The 23,304-nt window shown below is 70.1% G+C and carries 23 protein-coding genes, 1 pseudogene and 1 riboswitch; of the genes and pseudogenes, 13 read left to right on the top strand and 11 right to left on the bottom strand.

What is annotated here, in order from left to right; all coding sequences use genetic code 11:
* Positions 1 to 15: 15 nt before the first annotated feature.
* Entirely contained in the window at positions 16 to 1,524 is a 1,509-nt protein-coding gene (locus tag ABZ865_RS17940) for a cytochrome ubiquinol oxidase subunit I (RefSeq protein ID WP_361230942.1), read from the bottom strand.
* Between the two features lie 209 nt (positions 1,525 to 1,733).
* Between ABZ865_RS17940 and ABZ865_RS17935 the strand changes: the two genes are divergently transcribed.
* Positions 1,734 to 2,108 carry a cyclophilin-like fold protein gene (locus ABZ865_RS17935; protein WP_361230940.1) on the top strand — a complete coding sequence of 125 codons (375 nt, stop codon included), beginning with the start codon at positions 1,734 to 1,736 and terminating at the stop codon, positions 2,106 to 2,108.
* A gap of 152 nt (positions 2,109 to 2,260) precedes the next feature.
* Here ABZ865_RS17935 and hisC read toward each other — a convergent pair whose 3' ends face one another.
* Entirely contained in the window at positions 2,261 to 3,340 is a 1,080-nt protein-coding gene (hisC, locus tag ABZ865_RS17930) for a histidinol-phosphate transaminase (protein ID WP_361230938.1), read from the bottom strand.
* A gap of 430 nt (positions 3,341 to 3,770) precedes the next feature.
* On the opposite strand from hisC, the gene ABZ865_RS17925 reads away from it, so the two are divergent.
* The 3 genes from ABZ865_RS17925 (at position 3,771) to ABZ865_RS17915 (ending at position 7,318) form a co-directional block, all read left to right on the top strand.
* The gene (locus ABZ865_RS17925) at positions 3,771 to 4,883 is read left to right on the top strand and encodes a LacI family DNA-binding transcriptional regulator (RefSeq protein ID WP_361230936.1); all 1,113 of its coding nucleotides are present in this window, start codon (positions 3,771 to 3,773) and stop codon (positions 4,881 to 4,883) included.
* Between the two features lie 298 nt (positions 4,884 to 5,181).
* Positions 5,182 to 6,258, top strand: a complete 1,077-nt coding sequence (locus ABZ865_RS17920; RefSeq protein WP_361230934.1) for a metallophosphoesterase — start codon at positions 5,182 to 5,184, stop codon at positions 6,256 to 6,258.
* Positions 6,259 to 6,451: 193 nt separating this feature from the next.
* Positions 6,452 to 7,318, top strand: a complete 867-nt coding sequence (locus tag ABZ865_RS17915; protein WP_361230932.1) for a hypothetical protein — start codon at positions 6,452 to 6,454, stop codon at positions 7,316 to 7,318.
* A 139-nt stretch (positions 7,319 to 7,457) separates the two neighbouring features.
* Here ABZ865_RS17915 and thiC read toward each other — a convergent pair whose 3' ends face one another.
* The gene (gene thiC / locus ABZ865_RS17910) at positions 7,458 to 9,254 is read right to left on the bottom strand and encodes a phosphomethylpyrimidine synthase ThiC (RefSeq protein ID WP_361230930.1); all 1,797 of its coding nucleotides are present in this window, start codon (positions 9,252 to 9,254) and stop codon (positions 7,458 to 7,460) included.
* Positions 9,247 to 9,420, bottom strand: a riboswitch (TPP riboswitch). Its footprint overlaps the gene before it by 8 nt.
* A 71-nt stretch (positions 9,421 to 9,491) precedes the next feature.
* Here thiC and ABZ865_RS17905 point away from each other — a divergent pair.
* Entirely contained in the window at positions 9,492 to 10,922 is a 1,431-nt protein-coding gene (locus ABZ865_RS17905) for a YibE/F family protein (protein ID WP_361230928.1), read from the top strand.
* A gap of 112 nt (positions 10,923 to 11,034) precedes the next feature.
* Here the strand turns inward: ABZ865_RS17905 and ABZ865_RS17900 are convergent, their stop codons facing one another.
* From ABZ865_RS17900 to ABZ865_RS17885, 4 genes are all read right to left on the bottom strand, one after another.
* Positions 11,035 to 11,472, bottom strand: a complete 438-nt coding sequence (locus ABZ865_RS17900; protein ID WP_100827152.1) for an SsgA family sporulation/cell division regulator — start codon at positions 11,470 to 11,472, stop codon at positions 11,035 to 11,037.
* A gap of 98 nt (positions 11,473 to 11,570) precedes the next feature.
* Positions 11,571 to 12,356: an IclR family transcriptional regulator C-terminal domain-containing protein gene (locus tag ABZ865_RS17895; RefSeq protein ID WP_361230925.1), complete on the bottom strand. Its 786-nt coding sequence runs from the start codon at positions 12,354 to 12,356 to the stop codon at positions 11,571 to 11,573.
* Positions 12,357 to 12,628: 272 nt separating this feature from the next.
* Entirely contained in the window at positions 12,629 to 12,841 is a 213-nt protein-coding gene (locus tag ABZ865_RS17890) for a DUF5326 family protein (protein WP_361230923.1), read from the bottom strand.
* A gap of 129 nt (positions 12,842 to 12,970) precedes the next feature.
* Entirely contained in the window at positions 12,971 to 13,288 is a 318-nt protein-coding gene (locus tag ABZ865_RS17885; RefSeq protein WP_100827154.1) for a cupin domain-containing protein, read from the bottom strand.
* Between the two features lie 59 nt (positions 13,289 to 13,347).
* On the opposite strand from ABZ865_RS17885, the gene ABZ865_RS17880 reads away from it, so the two are divergent.
* The 5 genes from ABZ865_RS17880 to ABZ865_RS17860 all read left to right on the top strand — a co-directional run bounded on the left by ABZ865_RS17880 (position 13,348) and on the right by ABZ865_RS17860 (position 17,067).
* A complete protein-coding gene (locus tag ABZ865_RS17880; protein ID WP_361230921.1) occupies positions 13,348 to 13,725 on the top strand; it encodes a phage holin family protein in 378 nt (125 codons plus the stop codon).
* 7 nt (positions 13,726 to 13,732) lie between these two features.
* Positions 13,733 to 14,224: a low molecular weight protein-tyrosine-phosphatase gene (locus tag ABZ865_RS17875; protein ID WP_361230919.1), complete on the top strand. Its 492-nt coding sequence runs from the start codon at positions 13,733 to 13,735 to the stop codon at positions 14,222 to 14,224.
* Complete coding sequence (locus ABZ865_RS17870) at positions 14,221 to 15,369, top strand: cystathionine gamma-lyase (RefSeq protein WP_361230917.1); 1,149 nt, start codon at positions 14,221 to 14,223, stop codon at positions 15,367 to 15,369. The genes ABZ865_RS17875 and ABZ865_RS17870 overlap by 4 nt, the downstream gene beginning before the upstream one ends.
* A gap of 223 nt (positions 15,370 to 15,592) precedes the next feature.
* Positions 15,593 to 16,498 (top strand): LysR family transcriptional regulator, encoded by a 906-nt coding sequence (locus ABZ865_RS17865; protein WP_361230915.1) that lies wholly within the window; start codon positions 15,593 to 15,595, stop codon positions 16,496 to 16,498.
* Positions 16,499 to 16,584: 86 nt separating this feature from the next.
* Positions 16,585 to 17,067 carry an NUDIX hydrolase gene (locus ABZ865_RS17860; protein ID WP_361230913.1) on the top strand — a complete coding sequence of 161 codons (483 nt, stop codon included), beginning with the start codon at positions 16,585 to 16,587 and terminating at the stop codon, positions 17,065 to 17,067.
* A 91-nt stretch (positions 17,068 to 17,158) separates the two neighbouring features.
* On the opposite strand, the pseudogene ABZ865_RS17855 reads toward ABZ865_RS17860, so the two are convergent.
* Positions 17,159 to 17,792: pseudogene (locus tag ABZ865_RS17855) on the bottom strand (HAD-IB family phosphatase).
* 158 nt (positions 17,793 to 17,950) lie between these two features.
* Here ABZ865_RS17855 and ABZ865_RS17850 point away from each other — a divergent pair.
* Positions 17,951 to 18,817 carry a GNAT family N-acetyltransferase gene (locus tag ABZ865_RS17850; protein ID WP_361230911.1) on the top strand — a complete coding sequence of 289 codons (867 nt, stop codon included), beginning with the start codon at positions 17,951 to 17,953 and terminating at the stop codon, positions 18,815 to 18,817.
* A 71-nt stretch (positions 18,818 to 18,888) separates the two neighbouring features.
* On the opposite strand, the gene ABZ865_RS17845 is transcribed toward ABZ865_RS17850, so the two are convergent.
* Both ABZ865_RS17845 and ABZ865_RS17840 read right to left on the bottom strand, forming a co-directional pair.
* Positions 18,889 to 19,308, bottom strand: a complete 420-nt coding sequence (locus tag ABZ865_RS17845; RefSeq protein WP_361230909.1) for a heme-binding protein — start codon at positions 19,306 to 19,308, stop codon at positions 18,889 to 18,891.
* A 128-nt stretch (positions 19,309 to 19,436) separates the two neighbouring features.
* The gene (locus ABZ865_RS17840; protein ID WP_361230907.1) at positions 19,437 to 20,645 is read right to left on the bottom strand and encodes an MFS transporter; all 1,209 of its coding nucleotides are present in this window, start codon (positions 20,643 to 20,645) and stop codon (positions 19,437 to 19,439) included.
* A gap of 144 nt (positions 20,646 to 20,789) precedes the next feature.
* On the opposite strand from ABZ865_RS17840, the gene ABZ865_RS17835 reads away from it, so the two are divergent.
* Together ABZ865_RS17835 and ABZ865_RS17830 are read left to right on the top strand one after the other, a co-directional pair.
* Positions 20,790 to 21,248, top strand: coding sequence for a MarR family transcriptional regulator (locus tag ABZ865_RS17835; RefSeq protein ID WP_361230905.1), 459 nt, complete (start codon positions 20,790 to 20,792; stop codon positions 21,246 to 21,248).
* Between the two features lie 10 nt (positions 21,249 to 21,258).
* Entirely contained in the window at positions 21,259 to 21,711 is a 453-nt protein-coding gene (locus ABZ865_RS17830) for a GNAT family N-acetyltransferase (protein ID WP_361230903.1), read from the top strand.
* 129 nt (positions 21,712 to 21,840) lie between these two features.
* On the opposite strand, the gene ABZ865_RS17825 is transcribed toward ABZ865_RS17830, so the two are convergent.
* Positions 21,841 to 23,232 (bottom strand): serine hydrolase domain-containing protein, encoded by a 1,392-nt coding sequence (locus ABZ865_RS17825; protein WP_361230901.1) that lies wholly within the window; start codon positions 23,230 to 23,232, stop codon positions 21,841 to 21,843.
* Positions 23,233 to 23,304 lie beyond the last annotated feature (72 nt).

Genomic DNA, 23,304 nt, shown 5'->3' with positions numbered 1-23,304 from the left:
GACTGTCCCCTCGGCCTAGTAGGAGAAGGCCATCGGCTTGTCGGCGCCACGCGGGTCGCCGCCGATCTTCGTGGGCGGGTTGAGGTCGTCCTCGGTCAGCTCCGGCGGGCCGGCCTTGACGTACTTCGCGAGCAGCCGGATCTCGACCACGGCGAGGATCGCGTACAGCACGGTGAAGACGATCATCGAGGTGACGACCTCGCCCTGGGAGACGCCGGGGGAGACCGCGTCCCGGGTCTGCAGGACGCCGTAGACGACCCATGGCTGGCGGCCCATCTCGGTGAAGATCCAGCCCCAGGAGTTGGCGATCAGCGGGAAGGCCATGGTCCAGGTCGCGATGCGCCAGTACCAGGGGGTCAGCTTCGAGCCGAGCGCCTTGTTCCTGAACAGGACCAGGTGCGGCACCTCGTCCTCACCGACCCGCAGGTGCTGCGGCAGCATGAACTTCTTGCGGGTCAGCCAGAGTCCGGCCAGGCCGATGGCGAAGGAGGCCATGCCGAAGCCGATCATCCAGCGGAAGCCCCAGAAGGTGACCGGGATGTTGGGCCGGTAGTCGCCGGGCCCGAACTTCTGCTGCTCGGCCTTGTTGACGTCGTTGATGCCGGGGACGTACGAGGTGAAGTCGTCGTTGGCGAGGAAGGACAGCAGGCCAGGGATCTCGATGGCCACGGTGTTGTGGCTCTTCTCGACGTCGCCGTAGGCGAAGACCGAGAACGGTGCCGGCTTCTGGCCGTCCCACAGGGCCTCGGCCGCGGCCATCTTCATCGGCTGCTGCTTGAACATGACCTTGCCGAGGGTGTCACCGCTGACTGCGGTGAGCAGGCCGGCGATGACCACGGTCACCAGGCCGAGCCGCAGCGAGGTCTTCATCTCGCGGATGTGCTTCTTGCGGGCCAGGTGGTAGGCGGAGATGCCCACCATGAAGGCGCCACCGGTCAGGAAGGCCGCCGAGAGCGTGTGGAAGGCCTGGGTGAGCGCGGTGTTCTGGGTCAGCACGGCCCAGAAGTCGGTCAGCTCGGCGCGCCCTCTCGCCTTGTCGATCCGGTAGCCGACGGGGTGCTGCATGAACGAGTTGGCCGCGAGGATGAAGTACGCGGACAGCACCGTGCCGAGCGAGACCATCCAGATGCAGGCCAGGTGGATCTTCTTGGGCAGCTTGTCCCAGCCGAAGATCCACAGGCCTATGAAGGTCGACTCGAAGAAGAACGCGATCAGCGCCTCGAAGGCGAGCGGGGCGCCGAAGATGTCACCGACGAAGCGCGAGTAGTCGGACCAGTTCATGCCGAACTGGAACTCCTGCACGATGCCGGTGACCACACCCATGGCGATGTTGATCAGGAAGAGCTTGCCCCAGAACTTGGTCGCCCTGAGGTACTTCTCCTTCTCCGTACGCACCCACGCGGTCTGCAGTCCGGCCGTGAGGGCGGCCAGCGAGATCGTCAGGGGGACGAACAGGAAGTGGTAGACGGTGGTGATGCCGAACTGCCAGCGCGCCAGTGTCTCTGGCGCCAGAGCCAGTTCCACGTCGTCACTCTCCTTACGTCGCCGTACCAAAGCGGCGGTTCGCCCCGTTTGCCAGGGGCAAACAGGGCAATCCGGCTGAGCTTGTGAACGCGTTCACATTCACAAGCCATTATGACGCACTGATTTTCGGCAACAGAAGGGGGGTGGCCCCTTTGCCGTCCCGTCAAGCCCTTGGACAGCGACTTCAACATCTTGTTGAATTGCGCGCCATGCAGATACGGATCTCCTGGCCCTCCGGCCATCTCACCGCGACGCTCGAGGACACACCGACCGCACGGGCCCTCAGCAAGGAGCTGCCGCTCGTCTCCACGGCCCACACATGGGGCGAGGAGGTGTATTTCGACACAGGCGTCTCTGTTTCACGTGAAACGGACGCCCGACAGGTGGTCGAACCCGGCACCGTGGCCTTCTGGACCGACGGCGACGCACTGGCCCTCCCCTACGGGCCCACGCCGATCTCGCGAGGCGACGAGTGCCGCCTGGCGAGCCCGTGCAATGTCCTGGGCCGGATCGAGGGAGACGTACGTCTCCTGGCGACGGTCCGGGACGGCGACCCGATACGCGTGGAACCGATCGACGGATAGGGCCCGGCTTGGACAAGCCAAGCCGTCCCGCCCGGGACGGGCCAAGCAGGCCCCCACCCGGGACGAGCCGAACAGGCCCGGCCCAGACGAGGAGAGCCCCGCACAAGGCGAGGCTCACCCGGATCCGCTTCGGGACTTCTCCCGAAGCCCGCTCAGACCTCCTTGCGGAACGCTTCCGCCACCTTCAGGAAGATGTCGTTCCCCTCGGTCTCCCCGACCGTCACCCGCACACCCTCGCCCAGGAACGGACGGACCACCACACCGTGCTCCTCACAGGCCGTCGCGAACGCCGCCGTCCGCTCCCCCAGCCGCATCCACACGAAGTTGGCCTGGGTCTCCGGCACCGTCCATCCCTGCTTGCGCAGCGCGTCGACCACGCGCGAACGCTCGCACACCAGTGAGCCGACCCGGCCCAGCAGTTCGTCCTCGGCCCGCAGCGAGGCGATCGCCGCCTCCTGGGCGAGCTGGCTGACGCCGAAGGGCACCGCCGTCTTGCGCAGCGCCGCCGCCACCGGCTCGTGGCCGATCGCGAAGCCGACGCGCAGCCCCGCGAGGCCGTACGCCTTGGAGAACGTGCGCAGAACGCAGACGTTGGGCCGCTTCCGGTACAGCTCGACGCCGTCGGGCACCTCGGGGTCGCGGATGAACTCCCGGTAGGCCTCGTCCAGCACCACCAGCACATCGGCCGGAACCCGGTCGAGGAACCGCTCCAGCTCGGCCCGCCGCACCACCGTGCCGGTCGGGTTGTTGGGGTTGCAGACGAAGATCAGGCGCGTCCGGTCGGTGATCGCGTCCGCCATCGCGTCCAGGTCGTGCACATCGCCCGGCGTGAGCGGAACCTGCACCGACCGGGCACCGCTGATCTGCGTGATGATCGGGTACGCCTCGAAGGACCGCCAGGCGTAGATCACCTCGTCGCCGGGTCCGCTGGTGGCCTGGATCAGCTGCTGGGCCACGCCGACCGAGCCGGTGCCCGTGGCCAGGTGGGAGACCGGTACGCCGAAGCGCTCCGACAGCTCGTTCATCAGCCCGGTGCAGGCCATGTCCGGGTAGCGGTTGAAGTTGCCCGCGGCCGCGGTGACGCTCTCCATCACGCCGGGCAGCGGGGGGTACGGGTTCTCGTTGGAGGACAGCTTGTAGGCGACCGGTCCGTCGGCCGCGGCGGGCTTGCCCGGCTTGTAGGTGGGGATACCCTCCAGCTCGGCGCGCAGCTTGGGGCTCGTCTCGCTCACCGCAGTCCTCCTCGCGACCACCGGCGGACCGTCGACGCCGCCGGCTTCCAATACTCCTCACCTTATGAGGATTCGGCGCGCTTGCGTACTGCCGGGGAGCCGCGGGGGCGCGAACCTCGTCCGTCCCACGGGCATCAGGGGCATCGCCGTACGAAGGCGTACGGATCGGGGGGCGCGCCGCACATATATCTATGCGCCGGTAGCTCACGCCGTGGCGCGCATCACCCGTGAAGGTGAGTTGAGACCTCTTCGAGACATCGGAGACTTGGCAGGTCCACATGCGCCGCCACGTCACGTCCTACCGACAAGGTGCTCAACTGACTTGTTTTCTAAGGTAGTTAGCCCCTGACGACCATGCAGAAACGTGCCTGTCAACGCGTGCATATGCGTCCGCACTACCCCACCGCATGAGCCCTACTATCGGCTCGCCATGACAGCAGCAGGGAAGCACCAGGTGAGCCGCGCGGAAACCTCACGTCGAGGCAGCCGGCCGGGCCGGGCGGGCATCAGGGACGTGGCCGCCGCCGCCGGGGTCTCCATCACGACCGTCTCCGATGCCCTCAACGGCAAGGGCCGGCTCCCGGATGCCACCCGGCGCCATGTCCGCGAGGTCGCCGACCGGCTGGGGTACCGCCCCTCGGCCGCCGCCCGCACCCTCCGTACCGGCAAGTCGGGACTGATCGGCCTGACCGTGACGACATACGGGGATGAACCTTTCACCTTCACCGAGTTCGCGTACTTCGCCGAGATGGCGCGGGCCGCCACCTCGGCCGCGCTCGCCCGCGGCTACGCGCTCGTCATCCTGCCCGCGACCTCCCGCCACGACGTCTGGTCCAACGTCGCCCTGGACGGCACGGTCGTCATCGACCCCTCCGACCAGGACCCGGTCGTCAGCGAACTGGTCCGGCAGGGGCTGCCCGTCGTCTCGGACGGCCGCCCGGCCGGCTCCCTGCCCGTCACCGCCTGGGTCGACAACGACCACGAAGCGGCCGTCCTCGGCATCCTCGACCACCTCGCCGACGCCGGCGCCCGCCGGATCGGCCTGCTCACCGGCACGACCACGGACACGTACACCCATCTGTCGACCACGGCCTACCTGCGCTGGTGCGAGCGCGTCGGCCAGGACCCGGTCTACGAGGCCTACCCGGCGCACGACCCGTGCGCGGGCGCCGTCGCCGCCGACCGCCTGCTCGCCCGCCCCGACCGGCCCGACGCCGTCTACGGCCTGTTCGACCCCAACGGCACCGACCTGCTCGCCGCCGCCCGCCGCTACGGACTGCGCGTCCCGGACGACCTGCTGCTGGTGTGCTGCAGCGAGTCCACGGTGTACGCCACCACCGAGCCGCCCATCACCACGCTCTCCCTGAAGCCGCGCCGCATCGGCACGGCGGTGGTCCAGCTCCTCATCGACGCCATCGAGGGGGTCGACTCCGACCAGCCCGTCGAGCAGGTGATACCGACCGAGCTGATCGTGCGTACCTCGTCCCAGCGACGTCCGCCACGCACCACGGTCAGCCCGCCGCGGGCGCCGGAGGAGGGGTAGCGCCGACGGCTGGCGGACGGCCCGCGCGCAGCCGGGGCCTCCGGTGCGCGGGCCTTACCGCCCCCCAACAGGCCGGGCGACCTCTTTCGGCGGGCGAGCGGCAGCGGATGGGCAACCGGGCGAACCCCTGCCCAAACGGGGCGAAAGCCGCGGTGAACAGGAGTCTTGCTCCGATTCACCACCCCTGGGTCATCACACGGCGCGACGCGCATTCCTATGATGGGCCCACGACACCGCGGGCCGCTGCGACCAGGCAGTCCGAAGCGGTGCAGCTGCGGCGCGATGGTGGAGGGGTCTGATGACTCAGGGGGCCGGTCAGGGACCCGAGGTGGAGCGGACGGCGACGTTGCGCGACTTCCGGGTACCCGCGTACGTCCACGAGACCGGTCCGCACGTCGACACCCACCCCGGCGACACCCTCCCGCCCGTCGACGAGACCTACCCCGAGGGCTACACGCCCACGCAGCGCGACCTGCCCGTCATCAACCGCGGCGACACGCTCCAGGTCCCCGTCGAACCGGCTCCCGCCGCCCCGGCCCCGCAGCCCGCGACCGGCCTCGGCCCGCTCTACGTCGTCGGCGACGTCCACGGCTACCTCGACGAACTGGTGGCCGCCCTGGAGGAGAAGGGTCTGATCGACGCCTCGGGCCAGTGGTGCGCGGGCACCACCCGGCTGTGGTTCCTCGGCGACTTCACCGACCGCGGCCCGGACGGCATCGGCGTCATCGACCTCGTGATGCGGCTGTCCGCCGAGGCCGCCGCGGCCGGCGGCTACTGCAAGGCCCTCATGGGCAACCACGAGCTGCTCCTGCTCGGCGCCAAGCGGTTCGGCGACACCCCCGTCAACTCCGGCGCAGGCACCGCCACCTTCCAGGCGGCCTGGCTGCTCAACGGCGGCCAGAAGACCGACATGGACCGCCTCCAGGACCACCATCTGCAGTGGATGGCACGCCTGGACGCCGTCGAGGAGGTCGACGGCTATCTGCTCGTGCACTCCGACACCACCGCCTATCTCGACTACGGCGACTCGATCGAAGCGGTCAACGACACCGTCCGCGAGACGCTCACCCGCAACGACGCGGACGAGTGCTGGGACCTGTTCCGCAAGTTCACCAAGCGCTTCTCCTTCCGTGACGAGGGCGGCGCCGACGCCGTGCGCTCCCTGCTCGATACGTACGGCGGCACCCGGATCGTTCACGGCCACAGCCCGATCCCCTATCTGCTCGGCGAGGTCGGCTCCGAGGACGGCGAGGAGGGCGGCCGCCCCCTCGTCGAGGGACCGCACGTCTACGCCGACGGGCTCGCCATCGCCATGGACGGCGGCGTGACCATGTCCGGAAAGCTGCTGGTCCAGCAACTTCCCCTGGACACCTGAGGATTCACCGCTCCGCTCCCCTCCGACCCGTCCCGGCCGGGCGGGCGCGGGCCGACCACCCCAATTTCCGGCAACCCCCTGTCACCGTGTGCCGTCACGGCTCTACCATCGGCTTATCCGTAGCAGGCTCCCCTCCGTTTCTGCCCGACGGCTCGCCGGCGTGCGAGCCCCAAGCCCTACGGAGCATCGGGGGATGCACATGAACAGCGTTCCGCAGCACCTGCTGAGCGAGGACCGCCAGGAATTCGAGCGGATCCTCGATGAGGCGCTGCGCTCCGCACCACACCGCCCGGAACTGTCCGCTGTCGGACAGCGGCTCAACCCCGAACAACTGCGCACCATGGCGCTCAACGCCACCGCCCTCATCACGACGGCCGCGGCGGCCGAGTACCAGCACTATGTGAAGGTCCGCGAGGAACTGCGCCATCCGGCGCCGTCCACCCTCTCGTCCACCGACTCCGATTCCGATTCCGCGGAACCGGGTTCGGGCGCGATGGGGCTCGCCACCACCCTCGGCGAGACCGCCGAGCCCACCGGCGCGGGCGCCGTCGCGGTCGTCGCCGTGCTGGCCCCCGTCCTCGCCGGAACCGCCGCCGCGATCTTCCTGCTCGTGGGCTACATCCTGAAGATGCTGGCCCCCGAACAGGCCTTCGCACGGACCATGCTCACCGCCGGGTGGGTCTTCGGCGCCCTGACCGCGGGCGCGATCCTCGTCGCCGCAGCCGGACTGCTGCTCACCGCCCTGCGCAACAGCGCCGCCGCGGAGGCCCAGTCCCACAACGAGGCGAGCCGCGAGGTGGACAGGGCCAGAGAGGCCTGGCGGGACGCCCTGCTGGAGCGCGGCATCCTGCCGTTCCTCCGGGACGCCCTCGCCCAGCCCGACACGGCCGCCCTGCACCGCACGGCGCCCGCGGCCCCGACCGGCAGAATGCCGCGCCTGGGCTACGGCCGCCCCGGCTTCAGCAGCCCCGACGACGGCACCGCTTCCGGCCGTCCGAGCTTCACCAGCCCGGACTACACGAGCCCCGACTTCGGCGGCCCGGAACACCAGCCGGAATGACCCCCGGCCTGCGCCCCTGACCGGGGCGCGGCCGGACACCGGCCACCCGCGGACGCCGGTTGGCGCCGGGGCCACGGAACTCCGCCGGCGCTGCCCCCCGGACACATAGGCCTCAGGAAGCAGCCCCGACCGCAGTGCGTCAGTCCGCCATCGGCAGGTACACGCGGTTGCCCGCGGCCGCGAACTCCTTCGACTTCTGGGCCATGCCCTCCTCGATCTCGGCCTTGCTGCTGCCGTGTTCGCGGCGGATGTCCTGCGAGATCTTCATGCTGCAGAACTTCGGCCCGCACATCGAGCAGAAGTGGGCCGTCTTGGCGGGCTCGGCCGGCAGGGTCTCGTCGTGGAACTCCCGCGCGGTGTCCGGGTCGAGGGCGAGGTTGAACTGGTCCTCCCACCGGAACTCGAACCGGGCGTCCGACAGCGCGTCGTCCCATTCCTGCGCACCCGGGTGCCCCTTCGCGAGGTCGGCTGCGTGGGCGGCGATCTTGTAGGTGATGACGCCGGTCTTGACGTCGTCACGGTTGGGCAGGCCCAAGTGCTCCTTGGGCGTGACGTAGCAGAGCATCGCCGTGCCCCACCAGGCGATCATCGCGGCACCGATGCCGGAGGTGATGTGGTCGTACGCCGGCGCGATGTCCGTGGTCAGCGGGCCGAGCGTATAGAACGGAGCTTCATCGCAGATCTCCTGCTGAAGGTCGATGTTCTCCTTGATCTTGTGCATCGGGACGTGACCGGGGCCCTCGATCATCGTCTGTACGTGGAAACGCTTCGCGATCCGGTTGAGTTCCCCGAGAGTCCGGAGTTCCGCGAACTGCGCCTCGTCGTTGGCGTCCGCGATCGAGCCGGGACGCAGGCCGTCGCCCAGCGAGTAGGTGACGTCGTAGGCGGCGAGGATCTCGCAGAGCTCCTCGAAGTTCTCGTACAGGAACGATTCCTTGTGGTGCGCCAGGCACCACGCGGCCATGATCGAACCACCCCGCGAGACGATGCCGGTCTTGCGGTTGGCGGTGAGCGGGACGTACGGCAGGCGCACGCCGGCGTGGACGGTCATGTAGTCCACGCCCTGCTCGGCCTGCTCGATGACCGTGTCCTTGTAGATCTCCCAGGTCAGTTCCTCGGCCTTGCCGTCGACCTTCTCCAGGGCCTGGTAGAGCGGCACCGTGCCGATGGGGACGGGGGAGTTGCGCAGCACCCACTCGCGGGTGGTGTGGATGTTGCGGCCGGTGGAGAGATCCATGACCGTGTCGGCGCCCCAGCGGGTCGCCCAGGTCATCTTCTCGACCTCCTCCTCGATCGAGGAGGTGACGGCGGAGTTGCCGATGTTGGCGTTGACCTTCACCAGGAACCGCTTGCCGATGATCATCGGCTCGATCTCCGGGTGATTGACGTTCGCGGGCAGGACCGCACGGCCCGCCGCGATCTCCTCGCGGACGACCTCGGGCGACACGTTCTCCCGGAGGGCCACGAACTCCATCTCGGGCGTGATCTCGCCCCGGCGCGCGTACGCCAGCTGCGTCACCGCCTGACCGTCACGGCCCCGGCGCGGCTGACGCGGGCGTCCCGGGAAGACCGCGTCCAGGTTGCGCAGCCCACCGCGCGGGGAGGTGTGCTTGATCCCGTCGTCCTCGGGGCGCACGGGACGGCCCGCGTACTCCTCGGTGTCACCGCGGGCGATGATCCAGTTCTCCCGCAGCGGCGGCAGGCCCCTGCGGACGTCGGTGTCGGCGAGTGGATCGGTGTACGGGCCCGATGTGTCGTACAACGTGACCGACTGCCCGTTGGTGAGGTGCACCTGACGGACCGGCACGCGCAGGTCGGGGCGCGAACCCTCGACGTACGACTTGTGCCAGCCGATGGACTTCCCGGCCCCCGCGTCCGTCGACCCGGCGGTCGCGTTCTGCGTGGAGGCAGGCGTGCGTGCGTCCTTGTTGGTCATGAGACCTACTCCCTACGCCGGCATTACCCGGTAACAGGTTCGGCGGTCGACGCAGCGGTTTCCGTCTGCTGATGTTTCCCGTGAAACCACGTTCCACGTGAAACATCGCGAATACGGAGGTCAGCGCCCTCTCAGCCCGGTGCTCCGAGCTCCCGCGTGTGCAAAGGTGCCTCCACGCTAGCGTCATATGTGGCGTGATGAACAGTGGGCCTCCGCCGTTCTTGCAATGATCGGGCCGTGACCACGACACACCAGCCCCCGAACCCACCGCCCGGCCCACCTGGCCCACCCCACCGGCACGGCCCCGAAAACGGTGGCGGCCATGGTGCCGCAAACGGACATGGCTCCGGCGGCGGGCACGGCCACACGCACAGCCACAGCCACAGCCACGGACCCGCCGCGCCGGTCTCGAAGCATCTGCGCAAGGTCATCGCGGCGATCCTGGTCCCGTTCACCGCGGCCGTCGTGGTGGGCCTCGTGGTGCTGTGGCCCGGCGGAGCCCCGTCGCACCAGCGCACCGGCGTCGGCTTCGACCGCCAGACCCAGCAGGCCACGGTCACCAGGGTGGTCGAGGTGAGCTGCAAGTCGGTCAACGCCTCGGGGGAGACCCCGACCGGCGACACCTCCACCGCCGAGGGCAACGCGGCGCAGCAGGAGGCGAACGGCACCTGCAAGAAGGCGACGGTCCGGGTCGACAGCGGCAAGGACAAGGGCCGTACGTTCACCGAGATCGTGCAGCCGGACCAGTCACGGCAGTTGCACCAGGGCGAGAAGGTCGTGGTCGCCTACGAGCCCTCGGCGCCGAGGGATCTGCAGTACTCGGTCACCGATGTGAACCGGAAGTTCCCCATGGCGCTGCTCGCCGGGATCTTCGCGCTCGCCGTCGTGGTGGTGGGCCGGCTGCGGGGTGTCATGGCGCTGGTCGCGCTGGCCGTCAGCTTCCTGGTGCTGACCCTCTTCATCCTGCCCGCGATACTTCAGGGCTCGAATCCGCTGCTCGTGGCGGTGGTCGGGTCGAGCGCCATCATGCTCATCGCGCTCTACATGTGCCACGGACTGTCCGCCCGTACGTCGGTCGCGGTGCTCGGCACGCTGGTCTCGCTCCTGCTGATCGGCGTCCTCGGCTCCGAGTTCATCGACTGGGCCGCGCTCACCGGCAACACGGACGACAACACCGGCCTCATCCACGGCCTGTATCCGTCGATCGACATGAGCGGTCTGCTGCTGGCCGGCGTCATCATCGGTTCGCTGGGCGTGCTGGACGACGTGACGGTGACCCAGACCTCGGCGGTGTGGGAGCTGCACGAGGCCAATCCTGCGATGGGCTGGCGGGGGCTGTACCGGGCGGGCATCCGGATCGGCCGCGACCACATCGCGTCCGTGGTCAACACCCTTGTCCTCGCCTACGCCGGTGCCGCGCTGCCGCTGCTGCTGCTGTTCTCGATCGCGCGGAGCAGCGTGGGGGACGTGGCCAACAGCGAGCTGGTGGCGGAGGAGATCGTGCGCACGCTGGTGGGCTCGATCGGCCTGGTCGCCTCGGTGCCGGTCACCACCGCCCTCGCCGCCCTCGTGGTGTCGGCCGACCGGCCGTCCTCGGGCACGGCGGCTCCCGCCGGCGCCCAGCCCCCCGCGGCGCGTGGCGGCAGGGGGCGGCGCCGGAAGCGGTGAGCGCGGTCCCAGGCCCGCCACGTCGACGAGAGCCCGACATCCCACGCAGAAGCGTTTCTGCGCAGCTTCACGCGACACTGCGGACCCCCTGGGGCTCGGTTGCCGCAACGCTTCAGCCGGCGCTCTGCTCCTCGGCCAGGATGCGATCCAGGGCCTCGTCGAGGTGGGCGTCGAAGTCGGCCAGCGCACCCTCCTGACCGAGCGGCACCAACTTGTCCGTACGGTCGAGGAAGGCCACGAGCGGCGGCGCCGAGGAGCGGAACAGCGCCTGGTCGCCGCCCACCTGAAGCCGGATCAGCACCTCGCCCAGCACCTCGGAGTCGGCCGGGGCGATGTGCACGTCCCCCTCCCCGCACGGCCGGCCGACCCCGTCGATCATCAGCTCCCGCCCGAAGGCCCAGGTCACCGGGGCATCGCCGGGCAGATGGAAGGTGAGCCGCACCGCATAGGGATCAGTGGTCTCGTAGCGCAACTCCACCGGGATGCGGAAGGAGAGCTCCTCCGAGACGAGAAAGCTCATCATGACTTCTGCCTGTACGGACTCGCGCATCGCCTACCCCGTCGTATGACGTCGACTGGCCGGGATTGATCGCCCGACCGTGGTCAAATCTTGCTGAACGTGCACACCAGATCACAAGGAGTAAGTTTTCAGATACTGATAGAGAGGGCCAGAGACCCGAGATGACGCCCGATCTCGGCCTGCAACCGCTGGGCGGCGGGTACCAGCCGGTCGGACTGCTGGAGGGGGAGCGAGATCGCCATCGTGGCCGCCATGGTGCCGACCGTGATGGGAACCGCCGCGCAGACCGTGCCGAGGGCGTACTCCTGGCGCTCCACCACCAGATCCATGCGCCGCATCCGGGCCAGCCGCCGCAGCAGGGCCTCGTCGTCACGCACGGTGTACGGCGTGATGGGTCGCACGGGATACCGGGCGAGGTGGTCGCGGCGGGCGTCCTCGTCCAGCTGGGAGAGCAGGCACTGGCCGATCGCGTGGGCGTGTCCGGTCTCGCGGAAGTCGGCCCACTCCTCGACCGCGGGCGTCTCACGTGTCTCGGAGACGCACATGACCTCGATCTCGCCGTCCCGGTACATGGCGTAGTACACGGGCACACCGATGGAATCGCGCCACTGCGCGAGCGTGTCGGCCACCGTGCTGCGACGTTTCTGCTGTGCTCCGCTGCTGCTGAGCCGATCGACCGCGTCGCCGAGGAGGAACAGCCCCTTCTCGCGGCGCAGATAGCCCTCGTGCACGAGGGTGCGCAGCAGGTGATAGGCCGTGGGCAGGGCGAGGCCGGTCTCGCGTGCGAGCTGTTTGGCGGGGGCGCCGTACTCGTGCGCGGCGACGGCCTCCAGCAGGCGCAGGGCGCGCTGGACGGATCCGATGAGGGTCGCGGAGTGCTTGTCGGGGCCGGTCGCGACGGGCGGGCGCTGCATGGGGGGTGTGCAGGACCGCGGCGGGGCGGGCGGTGTGTGGGGTTCTGCCGGTGCGGTGTCAACCGTGGCCAAGGGGTCACTCCCGAAGGCGAGGGTGGGCTGCCCGTGCGGGGAGACACGGGTGGGGGTGCGTGCCGCCCGAGGGGTCCGGGCCCCACGGGGAGTTCCGGACTCTAACCGTCCGCCACCGCGCGCAGACGGCCTGCCGGGGAAACTTCCCTCCCCCGAGGGAACCGGTGCCTTCTGTTACCGCTCACCGGCTCCCGCGCGCCTCACCAGTCGCCGCGCGACGAGGAGTTCGAGGTGAACTTCCGTACGACGTAGATGAGCCCGCCGACCAGGGCGACGAAGACCAGCACCTTGAAGAGCAGGCCGATCACGAAGGCGACCACGGCCCCTATCAGGCTGCCGAACACGACCAGGGCGATGACCGGCACCGCGACCCACTTCACCCACCACGGCAGCCCCGCGAAGATCTCTCGCATCGCCTCGTCCTTTACGTCGGCAGTTCTCGATGTCTGCTCTCGATGCTAGGGCCGCGAGGGGGCCCCGCGGGGGCCTCGCACCCCTTGTCCTCCCCTGAACCACCCCTGAGGGAACCCTGAGGGCCGCGCTCACGCCTCAGGCGGAGAGAAGACCACCAGAACCCTCAGGTCCTCGCTGATGTGGTGGAACTTGTGCGCCACACCGGCCGGCACGTACACCACGCTGCCCCGTGCCACCTGCGTGGTCTCCAGACCGACCGTGATCGACGCGCGGCCGCTGACGACGAAGTACACCTCGTCCTGGTTGTGCGGCTTCTGCGGGTCGTGCTCGCCCGCGTTGAGGGCGTACAGGCCGACCGACATGTTCCGCTCCCGCAGGAACTGAAGGTAGGCCCCCTCGTTGGCGGCGCGTTCCGCCTCCAGTTCGTCCAGCCGGAATGCCTTCATCTCAGTTGTCCGCCCTCGCTCCCTGCTCAGCATCGATCTGGTCTGCCACGATCAGACACATGAAGAATTTCGTAGTCAAGACGATCGCCAACGCGGGCGCCCTGGCGGTCGCCGTGTGGCTGCTCGACAAGATCACCCTCACCGGTGGCAGCACCGGCAAGAAGATCGGCACGCTGATCCTTGTCGCACTGGTCTTCGGCCTGGTGAACTTCTTGGTCAAGCCGATCGTGAAGGTGCTCACCTTCCCACTGTTCATCCTGACCCTCGGGCTGATCACCCTGGTCGTCAACGCGCTGATGCTGCTGCTGACCTCCTGGGTGTGCGGCAAGCTCGACCTGAGCTTCCACGTGGACGGCTTCTGGACGGCCGTGCTGGGCGGTCTGATCATCTCCATCGTCTCGTGGGCGCTGCACCTCGTGCTGCCCGACGAGGACTGAACGCGTCATGGCCTACCGCGTCTGTTTCGTGTGCACCGGGAACATCTGCCGCTCGCCGATGGCCGAATCGGTCTTCCGCGCGCGTGTGGCGGAGGCCGGGCTCGAGGACCTGGTCGAGGTCGACAGCGCCGGCACCGGCGGCTGGCACGAGGGCGAGAGCGCCGACCCGCGCACCGTCTCGGTCCTCGACGAGCACGGCTACGGCACCGAGCACACCGCGCGGCAGTTCCAGCCCTCCTGGTTCGCCGACCGCGACCTCGTGATCGCCCTCGACACCGGCCATCTCAAGGCCCTGCGCCGCCTCGCGCCCACCGAGGAGGACGCCCTGAAGGTGCGCCTGCTGCGTTCCTATGACCCCGTGGCCGGTGGCGACCTCGACGTGCCGGACCCGTACTACGGGGGCCGGGACGGCTTCGAGGAGTGCCTTGCGATGGTGGAGGAGGCGAGCACCGGACTGCTCGCCTCCGTACGGGAGCAGCTGGAGGGACGGCCCGGATGAGTGACGCCCCCAAGGACACGAAGCACACCGGTGACGGCACGCGCGCGGTGCGCGCGGGCCTGCCCGAGCCGGTCAAGCACGAGCCGACCCTGCCCGGACCGGTGTTCGCCGCGCACTTCCACCTGCCGGGTGAGGTGACGGGTCCGTACGCGTACGGCAGGGACGACAACCCGACCTGGACGCTCCTGGAGCGTGCCATCGGCGAGCTGGAGGCGCCCGGGCGGGACGACGTCGAGACCCTGGTGTTCGCCTCCGGCATGGCGGCGATCTCCTCGGTGCTGTTCTCCCAGCTGCGCGCCGGTGACGCCGTCGTGCTGCCCTCCGACGGCTACCAGGTGCTGCCGCTGGTCCGCGCGCAGCTGGAGGCGTACGGCATCGAGGTGCGCACCGCGCCCACGGCCGGCGACGCCCAGCTGGACGCGCTCGACGGGGCGCGGCTGCTGTGGATCGAGTCGCCGTCGAACCCGGGACTCGACGTGTGCGACATCCGGCGGCTGGTGGAGGCGGCCCACGCGCGGGGCGCCCTGGTGGCCGTGGACAACACCCTCGCCACCCCGCTCGGGCAGCGCCCGCTGGAGCTGGGCGCCGACTTCTCGGTGGCCAGCGGCACCAAGCAGCTGACCGGGCACGGGGACATCCTGCTGGGCTACGTCGCCGGGAGCGATGCCGGGGCGATGGGCGCCGTGCGCCGCTGGCGGAAGATCGTCGGGGCGATCTCCGGGCCGATGGAGGCCTGGCTCGCGCACCGGTCCATCGCCACCCTCCAACTGCGTGTCGACCGGCAGAACGCCACCGCTCTCGCGGTGGCCGAGGCGCTGCGGCAGCGGCCCGAGATCTCCGGGCTGCGCCACCCGGGGCTGCCCGACGACCCTGCGCACAAGATCGCCTCGCAGCAGATGCGCCGCTACGGCTGCGTGGTCTCCTTCACGCTGCCCACGCGCGCGCGTGCCGAGCGTTTCCTGGCGGCGCTGCGCCTGGTCGAGGACGCGACGAGCTTCGGCGGGGTGCGCTCCACGGCCGAACGACGTGCCCGCTGGGGCGGGGATCCGGTCCCGGAGGGCTTCATCCGTATGTCCGTGGGCGCCGAGGATCCCGAGGACCTGGTGGCGGACATACTGCGCGCCCTGGACGAGTCCGCCGAGTGAGCCAGGCGGCGTCCCGCGCCCGGGACGCCCGTACGGGACGGTCCGAGCCTCCCCCCTCGTGGCTCGGACCGTCTACGGTTCTGCGCGCGAAGAACCGCGCCACCAAGGCTAGTTGACTCTGCGTCAGTGTCCAATCACGGTAACGACAGAGACCTATCGACTTATTTATAGTTGGGGCCTGCCTGGGGGGCTGGAGGAAGGCAGGGAAGGGGAGGGGCCTGCCATGGATCTGGCCTTGCTGCGCACCTTCGTCACCGTGCACCGGGCCGGTTCTTTCACCCGAGCCGCCGCCCTGCTGGGCCTGTCCCAGCCCGCCGTCACCTCCCAGATCCGCACCCTGGAGCGCCAGCTGGGCCGCCCCCTGTTCCTGCGCCAGGCCCGCGGGGTGACGCCCACGACGATGGGCGACGAACTCGCCCACAAGGCCGCGCCCCATCTCGACGCCCTGGTGGAGATAGCCGAGAGCGGCCTGGACGACGAGTCCTCGCTGCGCACGCTGCACCTGGCCGGCCCCCCTGAGTTCACCGCCGAACGCGCCCTTCCCGCCCTCACGGAACTCACCGGCGACGACGGCCAGGGTTTCGCGCTGCGGGCCTCCTTCGGCACCGCCGAGGAGGCACTGGAGGGGCTGGCCGCCGGCCATCACGATCTGGCCATCAGCACCGCCCGGCCGCGCGGGGCCCTGCTCACGGCCAGCCCCCTGTGCGACGAGGAGCATGTGCTGGTCGCCGCCCCGCGCTGGGCTGAGCGGATCGGCCCGGAGGCGCTGCGGCTCAAGGGCGCACCCGCTCTGGAGAACCTGCCCGTCGTCGAGGTCCACGAGTCGCTGCCCCTCGTCTCGCGGTACTGGGCCTCCGTCTTCGACTCACGCCCGGCCGCCTCGGGCACCGTCATCGTCCCCGATCTCCGCGCGGTGCTCGCCTGCGCGAGCGCGGGCGCGGGCCTGGCGGTACTGCCCCGCTACCTCTGCGCCCCCGCCCTCGACCGCGACGAGGTCGTGATGCTGCACGACCCGGCGGTCCCGCCGCTGAGGACGTACTTCCTGGTGGTGCGCACCGGCACCCTCGCCATGCCGCACATCGCGCGAGCGCACGAGTGGCTCCACCGGGCGGCCGTGGGCTGGGGCTGAGCGACCCCTCCCGGCAGTCACCCGTGCACTCGAGCGACAGCACCATGCGATGTTTCACGTGGAACCAGCCGGGCCACATTTCTCCCATGACCGTCCGACCCGTGGTCAAGCGCACCGCCCGTGCCGTCCTCCTCGACGGTGACGACCTGATCCTGATCAAGCGCACCAAGCCCGGCATCGATCCCTACTGGGTCACCCCCGGTGGCGGAGTCGAACCCGAGGACCCGACCGTCGTCGACGCCCTGCACCGCGAGGTGTACGAGGAACTCGGCGCCAAGATCACCGATGTGGTGCCCTGCTTCGTGGACACCGTGGAGCACATCGGTGAGGACGGCGGCGCGACCGGTGTGAAGGTGCAGCACTTCTTCGTCTGCCGGCTGGAATCCATGGACCCGTCGCTGCGCCACGGCCCCGAAGTGGACGCGCCGGCCGGCGAGTACGAGATCGTCCGTGTCCCGTTCACCCGGGTCGGCATCGCCTCCGTCCACCTCGTCCCGCTGTCGCTGCGCCACTACCTGGACGGCAACATCGAAGGCGTCCGCGCCATGCACGCCCCCGACCTCGGATAGCCCCCGGCCGGTCAGGCGTCGGTGACGATCGGCTCCTCGACCGGGTCGTGGTCGGTGACGGGAGCGATCTCGGCCATCGCGCGGCGAACGACTACCCGGGACGGCTCACCAGTTCGTAGGCATCCCACAGGTCCCGTCCCGCGTACGAGTGGGTGGCGAGTCCTGCCAGATGCCCGTCGGCGTTGACGGCGACGGACACCGGTACGGCGGCGAACAGATCTTTGTCCGATGACGAGTCGCCGTACGCGACACAGTCCGCTCGGGTCACACCGAACTCCTCGCAGAGCCGGTCCGCGATGGTCACCTTGGCAGCGGCGCTGAGCACCCCGGCCGGGTCGACGGGCTCGGTGAACGGCACGGCGGGAAAGCGGGATCCGTAGGCCGCGTGCGCACCCCAGCCAAGGAGGCGTTCGACGAAGAAGGAGGGGCGAGAGGGACACCACGGCGCAGTAGTCACCGGCGTCTCGGATCTCCGCCCAGACCTCGCGGATACGGGCCAGCCAGGGCGCCGCCTCGAAGGCCGCGGTCACATGCGCCTCGGTCAGGTCGGCCCACAGGTCGTACACCTGGGTCGCGTACTCCGGCGGACCTATCCTCCCCTCAGCGATCGCCCGGTCCAGTGCCACGGTCTCCGCCTCCCGTCCCAACTGGCGGGAAATCTCCACCGGAGCAGTGGTCCCGTGGAGCAATGTGCCGTCGAGATCGAAGAGATGAAGTCTCGCCATGGGCCCGTAGGCTAATGGGCTCGCGATGTTTCACGTGAAACGCCCCTGAATCCTGCCTGTCCGGGAACTGTGCGCCGGGCCACGGCATGGCCAAAAGCGCCTGCGTCTACGTCGAAACGGGTGGACGCCGAGGGTGCCTGTCGGACAGCCTGACCTGCGTGTCGACTCCTTCCCTCGCCGCTCTGCCCATCCGCCGTCTGACGCCACGCGACCTGACCGCCTGCGCCGACCTGTCCGAAGACCGGGGGTGGCCACGCGAGGAACACAAGTGGGGCCTCCTCCTCACGGCCGGACAGGGGTACGGCATCGACGATCCGGACGGCGGACTCGTCGCCGCATGCGCCGTCACGACGTACGGCTCCTGGGGACGGCCGGATCTCGGCGCCATCGGCATGGTCCTCGTCGCCGAGCGTCATGCCCGCAAGGGCGTGGGGCGCCGCCTGATGCGGCATGTCGTAGCGACCATGGGCACCACGCCCCTGACCCTGCACGCCACGCCCAACGGCCGACCGCTGTACGAGGAGCTGGGGTTCAAGGTCACGGGCCGGGCGGAAATGCTGCGAGGCCACTTCGTGCCGGGCGGGCCGGAGACACGGGTGGCGACCCGTGCCGCCACCGCCGAGGACCTGCCCGCGATCCTGCGTCTCGACGAGGAGGTGTTCGGCGCCGACCGCACTCCCCTCATCACCCGCCTGCCCGCCTTCGCCGACCAGTTGCGCGTGGCGGAAGACGGTGGCCGGATCATCGGCTACGCCGCCGCCTGGCCCAACATGGAGACGCATGTCGTAGGGCCGCTGATCGCCCGCGACACGGACACGGCCAAGGCTCTCGTCGCCTCGCTGGCCGCCCACACCGACCGGCCGCTGCGCACCGACATCGACGTACGGCACGAGGAGCTTCTTGCCTGGACGAAGGAGCGGGGACTGGAGTCCGTGGCCTTCAACGCCGTCATGACCTACGGCATCACGGACCTTCCCGGGGACTGGACGCGCCGGTTCGCCCCGCTGACGGTGGCCGCGGGCTGACCTTCCGCACGACGAACGCCGGCCCCCGCTCCAGGGCGGGGGCCGGCGTCGTCATGGTGTGCGGGTCGCGATCAGACGAGCGCCCGCACGGCCGTGGTGGCGAAGCCGTGGTCCTGCTCGGGCGCACCGCCGCCGACGCCGATCGCGCCGATCAGACGGCCGTCCCGGTGGACGGGGACACCGCCGGCGATGAACAGCAGGGGCCGGTCCAGGGCCGTGGGCAGCGTGTGGAAGAGGCCGCCGGGCTGCACGGCGTCGACCAGGTCGGCAGTGGCCGTGTTCAGCTGGAGCGCCGTGTAGGCCTTGCGGGTGCTGGTCTCGCCGGAGATCAGCACGGCCCGGTCGTCCCGCCGGAAGGCGAGCAGATGCCCGCCGGCGTCCAGGACGGTGACGCTGACGGTCACTCCGGCGTCCTCTGCCGCGCGCCGGGCCGTGGCGACGAGCAGCTCGGCGTCCTCGATGGTGAGCGGGGCGACGGTGGTGGTGCTCATGGCTGGTTCTCCTTGGGTGGTACTGGGTTGAACTCAGGTGTTGCCGGTGTGAGGTGGAGTGGTGCCGGCGGGCTCGGTGGTGGACCGGCGTCCCCATGCCCGGGGGGACTCAGTGGTTTGCCGGGGGCTCAGTGGTGGACCGGCGTGCGCTGATCTGCGGGCGTTCCGGAGGCCACGACGGTGCCGGTCGCGCCCTCGCGGCGCTCCAGGGCGGCCGAGAGGACGGCCAGGACCAGGGCGGCCGCGGCAAGGGCGGCGCCGACCCAGTTGGGGGCGGTGTAGCCGAAGCCGGCCGCGATGACCATGCCGCCGAGCCAGGCGGAGAGGGCGTTGCCCAGGTTGAAGGCGCCGATGTTCACGGCCGAGGCGAGGGTAGGGGCGCCGTGCGCCTGGTCGAGGACGCGCTTCTGCAGGGGCGGGACGGTCGCGAAGCCCAGGGCGCCGATCAGGGCGATGGTCACGGCGGCCGCGGTCTTGTTGTGCGCGGTGAGCGTGAAGAGGGCGAGGACGACGGCCAGGGCGCCCAGGGAGACGTAGAGCATCGGCATCAGGGCACGGTCGGCGAACCTGCCGCCGATCAGGTTGCCGCCGACCATGCCGAGGCCGAACAGGACCAGCAGCCAGGTGACCGAGCCGTCGGCGAAGCCGGCGATGTGGGTCATCATCGGGGCGATGTAGGTGATGGCCGCGAAGACGCCGCCGAAGCCGAGGACGGTCATCGCCATGGCGAGCAGGACCTGGGCGTTCTTGAAGGCGGCCAGCTCGTGCCGCAGGTGCACACCTTCGGGTCTCGGCATCTCCGGCACCAGCCTGGCGATGCCGGCGAGGCCGACGACGCCCAGAGCGGCGACGATGCCGAAGGTGACGCGCCAGCCGACGTGCTGCCCGATGAGGGTGCCCAGCGGGACGCCGACGACATTGGCGACGGTCAGTCCGGTGAACATCATCGCGATGGCGCCGGCCTTCTTGTCCGGGGCCACCAGGTCGGCCGCGACGACCGAGCCGATGCCGAAGAAGGCGCCATGGGCGAGGGAGGCGACCACGCGTCCGATGAGCATGACCGAGAAGGCGGGGGCCACGGCCGAGATCAGATTCCCCGCGACGAACAGGACCATCAGCAGCATCAGCATCCGCTTGCGCGAGACCTTGGTGCCGAGGGCGGTCATCAGCGGGGCGCCGACGACCACGCCGAGGGCATAGCCGGTCACCAGCAGGCCCGCCGTGGGGATGGAGACGCCGAAGTCACCCGCGACCTCGGGCAGCAGACCCATGATCACAAACTCGGTCGTTCCGATTCCGAAGGCCCCGATCGCGAGGGCCAAAAGCGCGAGAGGCATGGAGGGGTACACCTTCCCAGACGATTGCAGGAGCGCTTTGCGTTCGTTCACAATAGTTGCAGACGCGCTCTAAGTGCAACCGCTGGATATTGCGGCCGTGCTCTACTCTGGAGGTGAGCCGCTCCGGGACGGAGGAGAACGCCCATGACTGCGACAGACCCCGCGCTCACCGCCCTCGCCCAGGGCTGGTGCGCCCTCTCCCTGCTGCACGGGAGGATCGAGGCGCACATCGAGCGCGCCCTGCAGGCCAAGCACGACCTCAGCGTGCGCGAGTACTCCCTGCTCGACGTGCTCAGCCGGCAGCACGACGACGAGGGCGGCCATCTTCAGATGAAGCAGGTCGCCGACGCGGTCGTGCTCAGCCAGAGCGCCACCACACGGCTCGTGACCCGCCTGGAGGACCGCGGTCTGCTGGAGCGCTATCTGTGCCCCACCGACCGTCGCGGCATCTACACGAACGTCACCGATGCGGGCCTCAAGCTCCTGGAGGAGGCGCGGCCCACCAATGACGCCGCTTTGCGCGAGGCATTGGACCAGGCGGCCACGCAGCCCGAACTGGCGCCGCTGGTGCGGGTCGTGGAGACCCTGAACGTGCCCGCGTAGGGTGCGGGTCATGGGAGATCTTGAAATACGGCGGGCGACCGAGGACGACGTCCCGGCGATCGTCGCCATGCTCGCCGACGATCCACTGGGCGCCCAGCGGGAGTCACCCGACGACCTGACGCCCTACCTGGCGGCGTTCAAACGCCTGGAGACGGACCCCAACCAGCATCTCGTCGTCGCCGTCCGCGAGGACCGCGTGATCGGAACGCTGCAGCTCACGCTCGTCCCCGGGCTCTCCCATCAGGGAGCGACCCGAGCGATCGTCGAGGCCGTCCGCATCCACGCCGACGAGCGCGGCAGCGGGCTGGGAAGCGAACTCGTCCGGTGGGCGATCGACACCGCGCGGCGCCTCGACTGCCACCTGGTGCAGCTCACGTCCGACAAGTCGCGCACCGACGCACACCGCTTCTACGAGCGGCTCGGCTTCACCGCGTCCCACGAAGGCTTCAAGCTGCGCTTCTGACCGCCCGCGCGGGGCACCACTAGGAGGACCTGGGGTGCCCAGGGCACCCTGGGCACCCACGCGCGGCACACAAAGCAATGAGCGGCCTGTTTCACGTGAAACAGGCCGCTTTGCGTTGGCCGCTGTCGGCTACGACCGCCCGATCCCCCGCCATCCCTGCGGATCCACTCCACCGGGCACGGGAGCCTCCGGGTCGTACGGCTGCCGGGTGAACACGAATGACCCGAGGTCGAGATGGCTCACCGACCCGTCCGGGCGCCGCACGGGCCGCAGCAACTCCCCGGCGTAATAACCCTCCAGGCCCGTCCACGTGCCGTCACCGTTCGATCGGAAGCGGGCCCTGCGGCCGCCCCCGGTCAGCGGAGCCAACGCGATGACGCCGTCGGCACTCACGCGCAGAGCGACGGCTTGCGTACCCCAATACCAGGGACCGGCCAATTCCAGGACGGCCGGGTCGACTTCGGCAAGCGGGCGCCACGGCTCGGGGATGCGCGGCTCGGCCTCGGCGACGATCCGGACCAGATCGGCGCCCACGGCTCCGAGCAGCGGGCCGCTGGTGCAGTTGGCCAGCACCACCGCGGCCACGTCGTCGTCCACGCTGATGGTGAGGTTCGCCAGGAAGCCCGGCAGCGAGCCGGAGTGGCCGACCAGAAGCCGGCCGGCGCGGTGCTGGATCTGCAGGCCCAGGCCGTAGGTGGCCCCGTCCACCACGTCCATGGCCTCCGCGGGTGCCGCGGGGGTGCGCATCTCCCGTACCGACTCCGCGCTCAGCACGCGGTCGTCTCCCGTGGCGAGGAAGGCGGCGAACCGCGCGAGGTCACCGGTGGTTGACCACAGCTGCCCGGCCGGTGCCATCCGGCCGAGATCCTCCAGCGGCTCGGGCAGCAGCGCGTCGGCCCAGGGGTGCACCGCCCAGCCGCCCGCGTGCGGTGCCTGCGGCTGGGCGCTCGTGCGGTGCAGGCCCAGCGGTTCGAGTACCTCGGCGCGCAGCACCTCCTCCCAGGGGGCGCCGCGCAGCTCCTCCACGAGTGCGCCGAGCAGGGTGTAGCCGGGGTTGGAGTAGTGGTGGCGGCGCCCGACGGGATGCAGGAGGGGCTGTGCACCGAGGACATCGCTCAGCTCGGGCCGCAGCGAGCCCGGGGTCCGCTCCCACCAAGGCGCGGGCGATTCGGCCGCCAGCCCGGCGGTGTGGGCGAGCAGTTCGGCGATGGTCGCCTCGCCGGCTCCGGTGCCGGGCAGATGCTTCTCCAGCGGGTCACCGAGATCCAGCAGTCCGTCGTCGCGCAGCCGCAGCACCAGCACGGCGGTGAAGGTCTTGGTGATGGAGCCGATCCGGTACTGCACGTTCTCGTCCGGCCCATGGCCGTCCACCGAGGTCCGTGCCCCGTGCCACACGGCCCGTCCGCCCCGCACGACCGCGGCGACCAGCGAGGGCGCCCGTCCTTCGGCCTGCGCGACGGCGATCCGGTGCACCAGCGCCCGGCGGGTCGCGGGGAGAAGCTCTTCCTGGGATGTCGTCATGCGCCCAGTCCATCCGCTGCGGCGGCGCGCGTCGAGTTCATTTCGCCACCCGCTGCGTTTGCCCCGCAGCAG

The organism is Streptomyces sp. NPDC047085, assembly GCF_040643735.1.
Lineage (GTDB): Bacteria > Actinomycetota > Actinomycetes > Streptomycetales > Streptomycetaceae > Streptomyces.
Note: the sequence above shows the minus strand (reverse complement) of the source record. Positions and strands in the feature narration are given on the sequence as shown.